General features: G+C 73.3%; 8 protein-coding genes and 1 pseudogene. 3 read left to right on the plus strand and 6 right to left on the minus strand.

Annotation, left to right across the window (positions count from 1 at the left end; translation table 11 throughout):
* Positions 1-25 precede the first annotated feature (25 nt).
* Positions 26-1,102 (plus strand): App1 family protein, encoded by a 1,077-nt coding sequence (locus ACQP12_RS10060; RefSeq protein WP_433286904.1) that lies wholly within the window; start codon positions 26-28, stop codon positions 1,100-1,102.
* A gap of 232 nt (positions 1,103-1,334) precedes the next feature.
* Here the strand turns inward: ACQP12_RS10060 and ACQP12_RS10065 are convergent, their stop codons facing one another.
* From ACQP12_RS10065 to glgA, 4 genes are all read right to left on the minus strand, one after another.
* The gene (locus ACQP12_RS10065; protein WP_433286906.1) at positions 1,335-2,936 is read right to left on the minus strand and encodes a hypothetical protein; all 1,602 of its coding nucleotides are present in this window, start codon (positions 2,934-2,936) and stop codon (positions 1,335-1,337) included.
* Positions 2,937-3,196: 260 nt separating this feature from the next.
* Entirely contained in the window at positions 3,197-5,299 is a 2,103-nt protein-coding gene (glgB, locus tag ACQP12_RS10070; RefSeq protein WP_433286908.1) for a 1,4-alpha-glucan branching protein GlgB, read from the minus strand.
* The gene (locus ACQP12_RS10075; RefSeq protein WP_433286910.1) at positions 5,287-7,386 is read right to left on the minus strand and encodes a maltotransferase domain-containing protein; all 2,100 of its coding nucleotides are present in this window, start codon (positions 7,384-7,386) and stop codon (positions 5,287-5,289) included. The genes glgB and ACQP12_RS10075 overlap by 13 nt, the downstream gene beginning before the upstream one ends.
* 38 nt (positions 7,387-7,424) lie before the next feature.
* Positions 7,425-8,633, minus strand: coding sequence for a glycogen synthase (gene glgA / locus ACQP12_RS10080; RefSeq protein ID WP_433286912.1), 1,209 nt, complete (start codon positions 8,631-8,633; stop codon positions 7,425-7,427).
* A 95-nt stretch (positions 8,634-8,728) separates the two neighbouring features.
* Here glgA and glgC point away from each other — a divergent pair, with 95 nt between their 5' ends.
* Positions 8,729-9,961, plus strand: coding sequence for a glucose-1-phosphate adenylyltransferase (gene glgC, locus ACQP12_RS10085; RefSeq protein ID WP_433286914.1), 1,233 nt, complete (start codon positions 8,729-8,731; stop codon positions 9,959-9,961).
* A gap of 31 nt (positions 9,962-9,992) precedes the next feature.
* Positions 9,993-11,636, plus strand: coding sequence for a phosphoglucomutase (alpha-D-glucose-1,6-bisphosphate-dependent) (pgm, locus tag ACQP12_RS10090; RefSeq protein ID WP_433286916.1), 1,644 nt, complete (start codon positions 9,993-9,995; stop codon positions 11,634-11,636).
* Between the two features lie 9 nt (positions 11,637-11,645).
* Here the strand turns inward: pgm and ACQP12_RS10095 are convergent, their stop codons facing one another.
* Positions 11,646-12,569 carry an NAD(+)/NADH kinase gene (locus ACQP12_RS10095; RefSeq protein WP_433286918.1) on the minus strand — a complete coding sequence of 308 codons (924 nt, stop codon included), beginning with the start codon at positions 12,567-12,569 and terminating at the stop codon, positions 11,646-11,648.
* 92 nt (positions 12,570-12,661) lie between these two features.
* Positions 12,662-15,771: pseudogene (locus tag ACQP12_RS10100) on the minus strand (M14 family zinc carboxypeptidase).
* Positions 15,772-15,886 lie beyond the last annotated feature (115 nt).

Raw genomic sequence — 15,886 nt, forward strand, 5'->3', positions numbered from 1 at the left:
GGGTGGATCGGCGCAGACCACTCGCGTGGCCGGCCCGCGTGGGTTGTGGCAGGGTGACAGCGTGCCACCCACACCACCGGACCAACTGGCCGTGCCGCAGCTGCACCGGGCCGCACGCATCGAGGACGCCCTGCACGGCCTCGTGGAACGCCGGCTACGGCGCACCGGGTGGCAGGCCAACATCGTCGCGTACGCGGGGTACGGCGCCCCCGGTTGGGCGCGGGTGCTCTGCCGGGTGCTGCTCGGCCGCCCCGACACCCGGCAGCGCGGCCGGCTGGAGAAGGTCCGGGGCTGGCGCAGCTTCACCACCCTGCCCGCCAAGTACGCGAAGGTCACCATCGAGGCCGGCGGCGCACGCCACGAGGCGACCGCGGACCGCAGCGGCTTCGTGGACACCGTCATCAAGGCCGACTTCACCCCGGGCTGGGGCTGCGTACGCCTCAGCGTGGCCGACGCCGAGCCCGTCGAGGCGCTGGTCCGCATCCTCGACCCGGAGGTCCGGTTCGGCATCCTCTCCGACATCGACGACACGGTCATGGTAACCGCGCTGCCCCGGCCGCTGCTCGCCGCCTGGAACACCTTCGTCCTCGACGAGCACGCCCGGGCCGCCGTCCCCGGCATGGCCGTGCTGTACGAGCGCCTGGTCACCGCCCACCCCGGCGCCCCGGTCTTCTACCTCTCCACCGGCGCCTGGAACGTGGCGCCGACGCTGACCCGGTTCCTCTCCCGGCACCTCTACCCGGCCGGGCCGCTGCTGCTCACCGACTGGGGGCCGACCGCCGACCGCTGGTTCCGCAGCGGCCGGGAGCACAAGCGCGCCACCCTGGCCCGGCTGGCCCGGGAGTTCCCGGACGTCCGCTGGCTGCTCATCGGCGACGACGGCCAGCACGACCAGGAGATCTACCGCGAGTTCGCGGCCGCCCACCCGGACAACGTGGCCGGGGTGGCCATCCGCCGGCTCTCGCCCACCCAGTCGGTGCTCGCCGGCAGCCTGCCCACCCCCGCGGGCCGCCCCGCCGCCGGCCCGGTCGGCCAGAAGTGGCTGGCCGCCCCGGACGGCGCCGGCCTCTGGAAGCTCCTCCGCGAAGCCGGCCTCGTCTAGCCTGCTCCCTCCGTGTCGGCCGCCCCGCTCCGGCTTCCCGGTCGATCGCCGCAGGGGTGGTAGCTGTGGCGGGCGGCGACCCGGCCGTGGCTTCGCCGGGCCGGGTCGCCGTTCCTGCCGGTGGCTCGTGGGGCCCGCCGGGTTCCGCGGGTCCGCCGCCTGGTGGGGCTAGCCGGCGTTCGTGCCGGCCTTGGCGGGCCCGCCGGTTCCGCGGGTCCGCCAGCTGGTGGGGCTAGCCGGCGTTCGTGCCGGCCTTGTCGTTGGCATCCGCGTCGGCCATGCCGGCGTCGGCGTCCTCCATACCGGCGCCCGTGCCGGGGTCGGCGGGGTCCGCGCCCTCCTTGCTGCCTGCCCCGCCCTTCTGCTGGTCGGCGCCGGCCGCGCCGTCCTGCTTCCCGCCGGCGTTGGCCGCGCCCTGGCCCGCGTCGCCCGGGGCGCAGCCCGGCACGCTGGGGTCGGCCACCATGTAGACCCCACCCTGGCCGGCCTGGTCCATGCCCTGGCCGCCCTGGCCGTTCATACCTTGACCCGGCTGGCCGTTCATGCCCTCGCCGGCCTGGTCGCCCATGCCCTGGCTGGCCTGGTCGTCCATGCCCTGGCTGGCCTGGTCGTCCATGCCTTGGCCGGCCTGGTCGTCCATGCCCTGGCCGGCCTTCTGGCCGCGGCCCGCCTGGTCGGCGCCCCGGCCCTGGCCCGCCGCCTGGCCCTGGCCCTGGCCGCGTGCGGCCTGGCGGGCGGCACGGATCTGCTTGACTATCGCCCGGAGCTGCTGGATGCGGGCCCGGATCTGCTGAATCCGGTCCGCGACCCGCTCCCCGGCCTGCTGTCCGGCGGCGCCCTGCTGCGCGTCCGCGCCCTGCTGCTCGTCGGCGGCCTGGCCGCCGTCCTGTTGCCCGCCGGCCGCCTGGTCGTCCTGCTGCCCGTCCGCGTCCTGCTGATCGGCCGCCGCGCCGCCGTCGCCGTTCTGCTGGTCCGCGCCTTCCTGGCCGCCGGCACCGTCCTCGCCGCCGGCCTGCTGGTCGTCCTGGGCGTCGCCGGCCTGCTGGCCGCCGTCCGCCTGCTGCTGGGCTGCCTGGATGATCGCGGCGATCTGCTGCAGCACCCCGCCGATCGCGTTGATGATGTCGGCGGCGCGTTCAGCGCCACCGGCCGCTGCGCCGGCCTGACCGGCCCCAGCCTGACCAGCGTCGGCCCCGGCCTCACCGGCGTCGCCCCCGGCCTGACCAGCGCCGGCCTGACCGACGTCGGCCCCGGCCTCACCGGTGCCGGCCGCACCGGCAGCAGCCCCGGCCTCGTCGGCCGCGGACGCCTCGGCCTCGCCGGCCTGTGCCTTCTGGGCGCCCTGCACGATGCCGCGGACCCCGCTGAAGAGACCGGCGAGCCGCTTCACCCGCGCCTCGGTCAGCCGCGGGTCGACGAGCTGGCCGGAGCGCTCGCCCCGCATCTGCCCGGTGAGCGCCCAGGCCCGGTCGAGCTGGGTGCCCATCGCCTGCTCCCACGGCACCTCCGGGCAGGCCGCGCCGGCCACCTCGACCGTGCCCGTGCAGCCGGCCGTGGCCCGGCGCTGCTGGATGAGGTCGACCACGGCCTGCCGGTTGGCGATCCGGGCGGCCGAGTTGGCGTCCGGGTTCTGGCGCTGGCCGGCGATGAAGGTCAGGTTGTTGCGCAGGGCGGTGTCCAGGCCCTGGCAGTTCTCGGCGGCCTGACCGGTGCCGGTGGCGACCGCGAACGCCGCCCCGGCCGTCATCGCCAGCGCGACCCCGCCCGCGATCTTCCGGTTCCGGGACGAGTTCGCCGTCCCGCGCCGCCTGGTTGTGCCTCTGCTCCACGCCATCGAAGCTCCTCCGCCTCGTCCGTCACGGGTGTCCGGCATCCGTTCAGCGGTACGGGAGGGCTGGCTGCACCGTTCAGCCGGGCCGCGAGTAGGAGCGAGAAGTCGACGGAACGTAGGCGTGAAGGGTCTTGACGGTCACCGTCCGCGCGTCGGTCGCGTCCCGCGATCTTGCAGAGTTACCGTCCGCGTCGAACGGGAACTCTCCAAGATCGGAAGGGCGCGCGCGGGCGCGGCGGGGTGCCAGCCCGCGGTGCAGCGGTTCAGGCCGGGCGGAGCCAGAGGACGCCGAGGGGCGGCACGCGCAGGGCCGCCGACGCCGGCATCCCGTGCCACGGCACGCTCTCCGCCCGCACCGACCCGAGGTTGCCCACCCCCGACCCGCCGTAGTGGTGGGCGTCGGTGTTGAGCAGCTCGGTCCAGGTGCCGCCGGCGGGCAGGCCGACCCGGTAGCCCTCCAGCGGCTGCGCGGAGAAGTTGGCCACGCAGACGAGGGTCTGGCCGTCGGGGGAGATCCGGATGAACGAGACGGTGTTGTTGGCGACGTCGTCCCCGGCGATCCAGCGGAAGCCGGCGGGGTCGGTGTCCTGCGCCCAGAGCGCCGGGGTCTCCCGGTAGACCCGGTTCAGGTCACCGACGAGGCGCTGCACGCCGGCCCGCGCCGGGTCGTGCAGCAGGTACCAGTCGAGGCCGCGCTCCTCGCTCCACTCGCGGTCGTCGGCGAGTTCGCAGCCCATGAAGAGCAACTGCTTGCCGGGGTGCGCCCACATGTACGCGAGCAGCGCCCGCACGTTGGCCAGCCGCTGCCACGTGTCGCCGGGCATCTTGCCGGTGAGGGAGCCCTTGCCGTGCACCACCTCGTCGTGGCTGATCGGCAGCACGTAGTTCTCGCTCCAGGCGTACGCCAGGGAGAAGGTGAGCTGATGGTGGTGGTGCTGCCGGTAGATCGGGTCCTTGGAGGTGTAGAGCAGGGTGTCGTGCATCCAGCCCATGTTCCACTTGAAGCCGAAGCCCAGCCCGCCCTCGGCGGTGGGGCGGGTGACGCCCGGCCAGGCGGTGGACTCCTCGGCGACCATGACCGCCCCGGCGTGGTGCTTGTAGACGGTGGCGTTGACCTCCTGGAGGAACGCGATGGCCTCCAGGTTCTCCCGGCCGCCGTGCACGTTGGGGGCCCACTGGCCCTCCTGGCGGGAGTAGTCCAGGTAGAGCATCGAGGCGACCGCGTCGACCCGCAGCCCGTCGACGTGGAACTCGTCGAGCCAGTAGAGGGCGTTGGCGACCAGGAAGTTGCGCACCTCGCGGCGGCCGAAGTCGAAGACGTACGTGCCCCAGTCGGGGTGCTCGCCGCGGCGCGGGTCGGGGTGCTCGTAGAGCGGGGTGCCGTCGAAGCGGGCCAGGGCCCACTCGTCCTTGGGGAAGTGCGCCGGCACCCAGTCGAGGATCACCCCGATGCCGGCCTGGTGCAGCCGGTCGACCAGGTGGCGGAACTCGTCGGGGTCGCCGAACCGGGCCGTGGGGGCGTAGTAGCCGGTGACCTGGTATCCCCAGGAGCCGCCGAACGGATGCTCCATCACGGGCAGGAACTCGACGTGGGTGAAGCCCAGCTCGGTGACGTACGCGGTGAGCTGCTCGGCCAGTTCCCGGTAGCTGAGGCCGGGGCGCCACGAGCCGAGGTGGACCTCGTACACGCTCATGGGCTCCTGGTGCGGCTGCCGCCGCGCCCGCCGGGTGAGCCAGTCGGCGTCGCCCCAGGCGTACCGGGAGTGGTGCACCACGGAGGCGGTGGCCGGCGGCACCTCGGCGCGGGCCGCGAGGGGGTCGGCCTTGTCCCGCCAGTGCCCGTCGGCGCCGAGGATCCGGTACTTGTACCGGCTGCCGACGGTGGCGCCGGGCACGAAGACCTCCCACACGCCGCTGGAGCCCAGCGAGCGCATGGGCCAGCCGTCGTCCGGCCCCCAGCCGGTGAAGTCGCCGACCACGCGGACGCCGCGGGCGTTGGGCGCCCAGACGGTGAACGCCACGCCCTCGTCGAAGACCCGGGCGCCGAGCGCCTCCCAGAGCCGCTCGTGCCGGCCCTCGCCGATGAGGTGCAGGTCCAGCTCGCCGAGGGTGGGCGGGTAGCGGTACGGGTCGTCGTGCACCGCGCCGTCGACCTCGACCCGGTAGTCGAGCACCTCGCCGGGCAGCACGGCCTCGAACACGCCCGCGTCGTGGACCCGCTTCATCGGGTGCCGCTCGTCTCCGGCGAGCACGGTGACGTCGGCCGCGCCCCGGCGCAGCGTCCGGATGGTGGTGCGCCCGCCGGCGGGGTGCGCGCCGAGCACGGCGTGGGGGTCGTGCGCCTGGCCGGCGATCAGCTGCTCCATCGTGCGTCGTCCTTCGCGGCCGGTGCGGTCGGGGCGGTGCCGCCGGAGAGGTCGGCGGGTACGTCTTCGACGGTCAGGTCGGCCGCCGCGGGAGCCGGCACGGCCTCGGGCTCGGCCGGCGCGGCGGGCCGCCGCACCGTGAACACGTGCGCGGGTTGCAGGTACGGGTCGAGCCGCACCGCGTTGCGCTGCCCCCAGTCGTAGTCGGCGCCGGTCAGCTCGTCGTGCACGGTGAACCGTTCGTGCCAGTCGAAGCCGAGCGCCGGCATGTCGAGCGTGGTGTTGCCCCACTGCACGGCGCGGGAGTCGAACGAGCAGACCACGATCACCGTGTTGCCGGTGTCCGGGTCGTGTTTGGACCAGCAGAGCAGCGCCGGGTTGTCGATGTCGTGGAAGCGCAGGTTGCGCAGCCGGTGCAGGGCCGGGTTGTCGCGGCGAACCCGGTTGAGCACGGTGATGAACGGGGCGAGCGAGCGGCCCTGCTCCTGCGCGCCGGCCCAGTCCCGGGGGCGCAGCTCGTACTTCTCGTTGTCCAGGTACTCCTCGGCGCCGGGGCGGGCGACGTGCTCGAACAGCTCGTAGCCGGCGTACATGCCCCAGGAGGGGGAGAGCAGCGCGGCCAGCACCGCCCGGATCTTGAACATCGGCGGGCCGCCGTGCTGGAGCGAGGAGTGCAGGATGTCCGGGGTGTTGGGCCAGAAGTTCGGTCGCATGTAGTCGGCCGCCGCGACCAGCTCGGCGCAGTACTCCCGCATCTCGGCCGCCGACGTGCGCCAGGTGAAATAGGTGTACGACTGGGTGAAGCCGATCTTCCCGAGGCCGTGCATGATCGCCGGGCGGGTGAACGCCTCGGCGAGGAAGAGCACGTCCGGGTCGACCTTCTTGACCTCCCAGATGAGCCAGTGCCAGAAGTCGAACGGCTTGGTGTGCGGGTTGTCCACCCGGAAGATCCGGATGCCCTCGCCGACCCAGTGCAGCACCACCCGCAGAATCTCCGCCCGGATGCCCTCCGGGTCGTTGTCGAAGTTCAGCGGGTAGATGTCCTGGTACTTCTTCGGCGGGTTCTCCGCGTACGCGATGCTGCCGTCGGCCCGGGTGGTGAACCACTCCGGGTGCTCGGTCACCCACGGGTGGTCCGGGGCGCACTGCAACGCCAGGTCCATGGCCACCTCGAGGCCCTGCTCGGCGGCGGCGGCGACGAAGTCGCGGAAGTCCTCCGGCGTACCCAGGTCGGGGTGGATGGCGTCGTGGCCGCCCTCGGCGGCGCCGATCGCCCACGGCGAGCCGACGTCGTCGGGCCCGGCGGTGAGCGCGTTGTTGGGGCCCTTGCGGTTGACCCGGCCGATCGGGTGGATCGGCGGCAGGTAGAGCACGTCGAAGCCCATGGCGGCGACGCCGGGCAGGCGTTCCAGGGCGGTGACGAAGGTGCCGGACCGGGCGGGCGCGTCCACGGTGGCGGAGATCGCGCCCTCGGAGCGGGGGAAGAACTCGTACCAGGCGGAGAAGAGCGCCCGCGGCCGGTCGACCCAGAGGGTGTGCTCGTCGCCGGTCGTGACCAGCTCGCGGACCGGGTGGTCCCAGAGCAGCGGGGCCAGGTCGAGCGCGGGGCCGACCCGGCCGGGCAGTTCCGCGCCCTCGTCGCGCAGGGCGGTCACCGCGGCCCGGACCCGCTTCCGGTCGGCGGACGGCACGAGGTCGAGGGCGGCTTCCAGCACGCGGGCGCCCTCGGCCAGGTCGTTGGCCAGCTCGGCCGGCCCCTGACCGGCGGCCAGCTTCTTGGTGACGGCGTTCTGCCAGGTCAGGTACGGGTCCTGGAACGCCTCGACGGTGAACCGCCAGGTGCCGACCGCGTCGGGGCGGATGGTGGCGTGCCAGCGGTCCTGGCCGGGCTCGCCGGGGCGCATCCGGGTGAACGGGCGGGCGGCGCCGTCCGGGCCGAGCCAGACCACGTTGCACCCGAGCGCGTCGTGGCCCTCGCGGTAGGCGCGGGCCGACACGGGCACGATCTCGCCGACCACCGCCTTGGCCGGGTAGCGACCGCAGGCGACGACGGGGGAGACGTCTTCGATCGGGAACCGTCCAGTCACCGGTTCAACCTACTGCCCGAGATCGCTTCGCGCTCAAGTCAGCCGGCGGCGCCCACCGACCGGTACACCTCCAGCGTCCGCTGCGCGATGGTGTCCCAGGAGAAGTGTTCGACGGCCCGGCGGCGGCCGGCGAGACCCAGCTCCTCCGCCCGCTTCGGATCGGCCAGCAGGTCGTTGATGGTCGCGGCCAGGTCGGCCACGAAACGCTCCGGGTCCAGCGGCCGGCCGCTGCCGTCGCCGGCCTGCTCGATGGGGACGAGCAGCCCGGTCTCGCCGTCGGCCACCACCTCGGGGATGCCGCCGGTGGCGGTGGCCACCACGGCCGTCTCGCAGGCCATCGCCTCCAGGTTGACGATGCCCATCGGCTCGTAGACGGACGGGCAGACGAAGATCGTGGCGTGGGTGAGCACCTGGATCACCTCGTGCTTGGGCAGCATCTCGGCGATCCAGATCACGCCCGAGCGGCCGGCCCGCAGCTCGGCGACCAGGCCCTCCACCTCGGCGGCGATCTCCGGGGTGTCGGGGGCGCCGGCCAGCAGCACGAGCTGGGTGTCGGCGGGCAGCTCCCGGGCCGCCCGCAGCAGGTACGGCAGGCCCTTCTGCCGGGTGATCCGCCCGACGTAGACCACGCTGGGGCGGGCCGGGTCGATGCCGAGCCGGTCCACCACGTCGGTGCCCGGGTCCGGGGCGTACTGCGCGGTGTCGATGCCGTTGTAGACGACCCGCACCCGGTCCGGGTTGACCTCCGGGTACGCGGTCAGCACGTCGCGCCGCATGCCCTCGCTCACCGCGATGACCGTGTCGGCGGCCTCGAACGCGACCCGCTCGCACCAGGAGGAGAGCGCGTAGCCGCCGCCGAGCTGCTCGGCCTTCCACGGGCGCAGCGGCTCCAGGCTGTGCGCGGTCACCACGTGCGGCACCCCGTGCAGCAGCTTCGCGGTGTGCCCGGCCAGGTTGGCGTACCAGGTGTGGCTGTGCACCACGTCGGTGCCGGCGGTGCCGGCGGCCATCTCCAGGTCGACGCCCATGGTGCGCAGCGCGGCGTTCGCGCCGGCCAGCGCCGCCGGCTCGGCGTACGCGGTGACGCCCGGCTCGTCGCGGGGCGCGCCGAAGCAGTGCACCCGCACGTCGGCGAGGCGGCGCAGCTCGCGCGCGAGGTACTCGACGTGCACCCCGGCGCCACCGTAGACCTCCGGCGGGTACTCCCGGGTGAGCAGGTCGACGCGCAGCCGTGCGGAATCGCTCATGACCGGCACCCTAGCGCGCTTTCCCGCCCCGCACCGGGTGCGGAAACGTGCCCGTACGAGTGGTGAACTCGGTGCGGTATGGATAGCGTCTGAGCATGGCTGCCAAGGTGCTCGCGATCGTCCTGGCCGGCGGGGAGGGCAAGCGCCTGATGCCCCTCACCACCGACCGCGCGAAGCCCGCCGTCCCCTTCGGCGGGATGTACCGCATGGTCGACTTCGTCCTCTCCAACCTGGCGAACGCCGGCTATCTCAAGATCGTCGTGCTGACCCAGTACAAGTCCCACTCGCTGGACCGTCACATCACCCAGACCTGGCGGATGTCGACGATGCTCGGCAACTACGTCACCCCGGTGCCGGCGCAGCAGCGCCGCGGCCCGTGGTGGTTCGCCGGTTCGGCCGACGCCATCTACCAGAGCTTCAACCTCATCAACGACGAGCAGCCCGACCACGTGATCGTCTTCGGCGCCGACCACATCTACCGGATGGACCCCCGGCAGATGGTCGAGGACCACATCGCCTCCGGCGCGGCGGTCACCGTGGCCGGCATCCGGCAGCCCCTGTCGATGGCCGACCAGTTCGGCGTCATCGAGGTCGGCGAGGACGGCCGGCGGATCCGGGCGTTCCGCGAGAAGCCCGCCGACGCGGTGGGCCTGCCCGACGCGCCGGACCAGATCTACGCCTCGATGGGCAACTACGTCTTCAGCACGAAGGCGCTCTGCGAGGCCGTCGAGCGCGACGCCGAGGACAAGACCAGCAAGCACGACATGGGCGGCAGCATCATCCCGATGCTGGTCGAGCGGGGCGAGGCCAACGTCTACGACTTCAAGGACAACGAGGTGCCGGGCAGCACCGACCGGGACCGCGGCTACTGGCGCGACGTGGGGACGCTCGACTCCTTCTACGACGCGCACATGGACCTCATCAACGTGCACCCGGTGTTCAACCTCTACAACTTTGACTGGCCGATCTACAGCATGCAGCCGCCGTACCCGCCGGCGAAGTTCGTCCACCAGTGGGGCGAGCGGGTCGGCCGGGCGGTCGGCTCGATGGTCTCGCCGGGCGCCGTGGTCTCGGGCTCGCTGGTGGAGAACTCGGTCGTGTCGCCGAAGGTGAAGGTGCACTCCTGGGCGCACGTCGACGGCGCGGTGCTCATGGAGGGTGTCGAGATCGGCCGGCACGCGGTGGTCCGGCGGGCCATCCTGGACAAGAACGTCTACGTTCCGGAGGGCGCCGAGATCGGCGTCGACCTGGAGAAGGACCGCCAGCGCTACACCGTCTCCGACAACGGCATCGTCGTCATCGGCAAGGGCCAGCGCGTCGAGGCCTGATCTACCCGCACCAGCTCAGGAGGTTCCCACCGTGGCACACCCCCGTGCCGGCCAGCCCGCCGAGCCCGCCGACCTGGTCGACGTGCCCCGGCTGGTCACCGCCTACTACGCCGGCCACCCGGATCCGGGCGACCCGGCGCAGCAGGTCTCCTTCGGCACGTCCGGGCACCGCGGGTCGAGCCTGCGCAACGCCTTCAACTCCGACCACATCCTCGCCGTCACCCAGGCGCTCTGCGACTACCGGCGGGAGCAGGGCCTGGACGGCCCGCTCTTCCTGGCCCGCGACACCCACGCGCTCTCCGCCCCGGCCGAGGCCAGCGCGCTGGAGGTGCTCGCCGCCAACGACGTCACCGTGCTGGTGGACAGCCGCGACGGCTACACCCCCACCCCGGCGCTGTCGCACGCGGTCCTCACCCACAACCGGGGCCGCACCGCCGGGCTCGCCGACGGCATCGTGATCACCCCGTCGCACAACCCGCCGGACGACGGCGGCTTCAAGTACAACCCCACTCACGGCGGGCCCGCCGACAGCGACGTCACGAAGTGGATCCAGGACCGCGCGAACACCATCCTCGCCGCCGGGCTCAAGGAGGTGAAGCGCATCCCGTACGCGCGGGCGCGCGCCGCCGACACCACCGGGGAGTACGACTTCCTCGCCCGCTACGTCGACGACCTGCCCGCCGCGCTGGACATCGCCGCGATCCGGGACGCCGGGGTGCGAATCGGCGCCGACCCGATGGGCGGGGCGAGCGTGGCGTACTGGGGCGAGATCGCCGAGCGGCACCGGCTCGACCTCACGGTGATCAACCCGACGGTCGACCCGACCTGGCGGTTCATGACCCTCGACGGCGACGGCAAGATCCGGATGGACTGCTCCTCGCCGAACGCCATGGCCTCGCTCATCGCGGCCCGCGACCGGTTCCAGATCTCCACGGGCAACGACGCCGACGCCGACCGGCACGGCATCGTCACGCCCGACGGCGGCCTCATGAACCCCAACCACTACCTGGCCGTGGCCATCGGCCACCTGTTCCGCACCCGGGAGCAGTGGGGGCCGGCGGCGGCCGTCGGCAAGACCCTGGTCTCCTCCTCGATGATCGACCGGGTCGCCGCCGACCTGGGCCGGCCGCTGCTGGAGGTGCCGGTCGGCTTCAAGTGGTTCGTGCCCGGCCTGCTCGACGGGGCGGTCGGCTTCGGCGGCGAGGAGAGCGCCGGCGCGTCCTTCCTGCGCCGCGACGGCAGCACCTGGACCACCGACAAGGACGGCATCCTGCTCTGCCTGCTCGCCTCGGAGATCATCGCCACCACGGGGAAGACGCCGAGCGAGCACTGGGCCGAGCTGGCCGACCGCTTCGGCGCCCCCTCCTACGCCCGGATCGACGCCCCGGCCAGCCGGGAGCAGAAGGCGGTGCTGGCCAAGCTGTCGCCCGAGCAGGTGACCGCGACCGAGCTGGCCGGCGAGCCGATCACCGCGACCCTGACCACGGCGCCCGGCAACGGCGCGCCGATCGGCGGGCTCAAGGTGAGCACGGCGTCGGGCTGGTTCGCGGCCCGGCCGTCCGGCACCGAGGACGTCTACAAGATCTACGCCGAGTCGTTCCAGGGCCCGGAACACCTCACCCGGATCCAGGAGGAGGCGAGGGCGCTGGTCTCCGAGGTGCTCAGCAAGGCCTGACCCGGCCGGTCAGCAGGGCGGTTCCAGCTCCCGCTGGTCGCGTTCCCGCCGCAGCTCCTCGGGCAGCAGCTCGCGGAGCTGGTCGGGCAGGAACGGCAGGTCGAGCAGGCTCAGCTTCAACTGGTTGCGCTCCTGGTAGCGCCGCGGGTCGAAGCGGACCACCAGGCCCGCGTTCCGGCGGTAGCGGATCTGCACCGCGCCCTCGGTCGCCGCCTCCTTGATGACCAGCCCGTCCATCTCGACGGCCACCGCCGCCGTGTCCGCCCGGAGGTCCAGGCGGATGCTCTCCTCCGGGGCGAGCACCACCGCCCGGGAGATGCCCGCCATGGGCGCCGACGGGGTCACCACCACGGCGTCCGCCGCCGGCGAGATCAGCGGGCCGCCCGCCGCGTAGCTGTACGCGGTCGAGCCGGTCGGCGTGCTGACCACCAGCGCGTCGCAGCGGTAGTAGCCGTACCGCTGGCCGTCGACGGCCAGGGTCGCGGTGACGAATCCGGAGCCGGGCTGGCGGACCAGCGCGATGTCGTTGAAGGCCACCACGTCGTCGCCGCACACGTCGCAGGCGAGGCAGGCGTGCGACTCGACGGTGAAGTCCTTCGCCGCGAGCCGGCTCAGGGCCTCCGGCAGGTCCGGGGGCTCGACCTCCACGAGGAAACCGAGCCGCCCCAGGTGCACGCCGAGCACCGGCTTCGGGTCGCGCACCGCCATGCGCAGCGCGCCCAGCATGGTGCCGTCACCGCCGATGCTGATGAGGGCGTCGGCGCGGACGGCCAGCTCGTCGGCGGGGACCGGCTCGACGCAGGACGGCACCCGGTGCTCGTCCTCGGCCCGGACCAGCAGCGTCTTGCGGTGGCGCGACGCCCACCGCTCGATGATCCCGACCACCTCGGAGACGTCCCGGGTGGGGTGCAGCACCAGACCCAGCCCCGCCACCCGTACAGCTCACCACATCCGGGGGCGGTGGGCGGGGCGTACGGGCAGGCACGCCGACGCGGTGACCAGCGCCGGCGTGCCCGCCCCCGGGCTCAGCGCCGCGGCCGGCCGGTGAGGTGGGTCAGCGACCGGGCGACCAGGTCGTCCCGGGCCGCCGGGGCCAGCCCCTCCAACCCGAAGCCGAGGTAGACGCTGTCGGCCGTGACGACCGCCGAGCCCTCCTCGAACGCCTGCTCACTCCGCGTCCAGTCGTTCGCCGCGGGTCCCGAGCCGGCCGGCGGACCGGCCACCGTCCAGCCGCCCAGGTCGGGCGTCTCGAACGACGTCTCCGAGACCACCGACCCGTTCACGGTCACCCGGGCGTCGTCCACGAAGACACCGAGGCCCTGGGTGCCCCAGTCCGACACGGACGAGATGGCGATCTCGACCTTCCGGCCGGCGTACCCGGACAGGTCCACGGCGAACTCCTGCCACCCGCCGGACGATCCGGTGGCCGCGTGCCAGCTGCCGGTGGTGCCCGCCGGGGAGCAGTCCGCGCCCTGGTAGTGGGCGAGGAACGGGTGCAGCTCGTCGACCCAACCCGAGGCGCAGCTCTCCCCGGTGACCTGGCGGGTGTGGCCGTTGGCGTCCGACAGCGTGGTCCACTCGTCGCTGCCCACCTCGTGCGCCTCGACGATCATGAAGTCCCAGTTCTCCTCGATGTCGTACGAGGTGGCGAAGCGCAGCTCCGCGGTGGTGGCCGCGGTCAGGTCGACGGTCCGGGTCAGCCGCTTGTACGCCTCGTCGGCCCGGCCGCTGTACACGTACCAGTCCCCGGTGCGCGGGTCGTACGGCGCCGCGCCCGGCCGGACCCAGTCCACGGCCGCCGAGCTGGCGAACTGCGGGAACCGGTCCGGCGGCAGGAAGCTCGACGTGCTGAGGAACGAGGCCGTGTGGTCCTGGTTGCCGGCCGACCCGGGCGCGTTGAGGCTCCCCGCGAAACCGCTGAACGCCCCGGCCGCGCCGCGCACCGGGTACGGGTCGCCGGCCGGGTCGGTGCCCCCGTCACCGAGGTAGTTGTACGCCCCCAGCCAGTACTGCTGGAAGTCGTTGAGCACCGGCAGGCAGGCCACATCGTCCGGGTCCACGCACTCCGGCGGAGCGCCCGGCCGGTAGACGTACCCGCCGTCGGAGCCCTGCGCGAACAGCGCGTACTTCCCGCTGACCAGGACCTTGCCGCCCTCGTTCAGGTAGTCCCGGACGGCCAGCTCGGTGGTGAGCGCCGCCTCGGCCGTGGTGCCGGCGGCCTGCCCGGGGGAGCGGAGGATCACGTCGTCCCCGGTCTCCCAGATGACCGCCCGGTAGTGCGACAGCACGCCCAGCGGGTGCGGCGCCTTCCGGCCCATCGCGTCGAAGTCGTACACGTCGGCCCGGTGCCCGGCCTTCTGCACCGCCGAGGCGATACCGGCCGCGTACCTCGCGGTGGTGGCGTCCTGCGCCGGGCTGATCCCCGTCACGTCCTCCATCGCGAGGACCAGCACGTCACCGCCGACGTCCGGGTGCACGCGGTAGGTGAAGTGCGCGCTGGCGACCGGGCCCTTGCGCGGCTTCACCCCGGTGAACCAGACCTCCACCCGGTCGCCGGGCCTCGTGCCGGTGACCGTGCCGCGCAGCTCGGCGTAGTAGCGGTCGTTCGTGTCGCCGTACCGCTCGCCGCCGCGCCACTCGCGGACCTTGGTCGTCTTCGGCCGGCCGCCGTTGACGGTGAAGTGCATCCGCACGTCCTTCAGGGCCCGCCGGGTGATCGAGGCGACCTGCTGGGTCCGCCCGTACGAGGTGTCGAACGCGTCCACCATGAAGTCGGGGGTGCTCCGGCCGACCACCGAGGCCGGGTCGTCCGGATCGGCCGCGGACCTCGCCACGGCCAGGGCGAACGGCAGGTTCTTCGCCACCTCCGCCGAGATCAGCTTCTCGTCGTCGGGAAAGACGAAACCGCTGACGCAGTCCTCCGGGCGCCACTGGTCGTCCGGGTCGGACGCGGCGGCCGTCTGGCAGGTCGACATCTCCGGGGTGAAGCCGAGCGCGCCGTAGCGGACCTGCGCGTGCGCGTCGGTGTCGCCGTTGGTCGTGTACAGCTCGGCGGAGATGTCCGGGTCGTAGCCGGGCACCGCCGGGTGGGCGTCGTCGCCGGCCATCGCCTCGTAGATCACGTCGTCCGGGGTGGGGGTGCTCACCTGCCAGCCGACGCCGTAGAGCAGCAGCTGGGCGGCCGAGTGGTAGTTGACGAAGAACTCGAAGCCGACCCGGCGGAACAACCCGTCCAGCGCCCTGGTCTCCGGCTCCGAGTTGGGGCCGGCGCCCCGGTAGGTGTCGCTGGGCGGCTCCGGCGACGAGCCCTCGTCGTCGTACCCCCACTTGTAGGCGAAGTTGCGGTTGAGGTCGACGCCGTCCGCGCCGGTGATCCGGCCGTCGCCGTCGTTGTCCCGCAGGTTCTTGCGCCACAGCCGGTTGCCCGGGGTGAACGTGTGGTCGTAGCCGTCCGGGTTGGCCACCGGCAGGAACCACAGCTCGGTGGTGTTCAGCAGCCGGTGATCTCCGCGTCGGCGCCGTAGTTGTCCAGCACGTGGTGCAGCAGCCGGCGGGTCATCTCCGGTGTGATCCACTCGCGCGCGTGCTGGGTGCTCGCGTAGAGCACCGCCGGCCGCTTCCCGTCCGGCAGCGTGCGCGCGCCACGGGTGACCTTCACGGCGAGGATCGGCTGGCCCTGCACCGTGCGCCCGACGGTCTCCACCTTCGCCAGCCCGGGGTACCGGGCCGCGGTCGCGGTCAGCTCGTCCCGGATGCCGCCCGGCTCGCTGTACGACCGGAACGCCGTCCAGCCGGCCGCGGCCTGCTCCCGCAGCGCCTGGGAGGCCGGCTTGCCGCGGACCTTCTTGACGGTCAGCGGCACGCCCTGGCTGGCCAGGCGGGCCGCCGTCCGCCGGGTGAGCACGGTCTCGATGCTGGTGGCACCGGCCGGATCGGCGGACCGGTGGTCCTCGTCCAGGTCGACACCGACCGCCCGCAGCTTCTCCAGCTGTCCGGCGTCGACCGTGCCGACGTAGACCTCCAGCCCGTCACGGCCGCCCGGGTCGGACGGTGGCCGCGCACTGGCCGGGGCGGTCAGCGCCATCGCGCCGACCAGGGTGAACACGCCTGCGATCGCCAGCCGTGTCGGTCTCATCGCGCCTCCTTCGGTGGAAGGACATCAGGCGCGAGCCTGGCCGGGAGCGGCATGCATGTCAATGGCTCGATGTGTTCACCCTGCTACCGGGCGTACCCGTGGGCCACGGCGCGTC

Origin of the sequence: Micromonospora sp. CA-244673 (genome assembly GCF_050948395.1) — a bacterium.
GTDB lineage: Bacteria > Actinomycetota > Actinomycetes > Mycobacteriales > Micromonosporaceae > Micromonospora.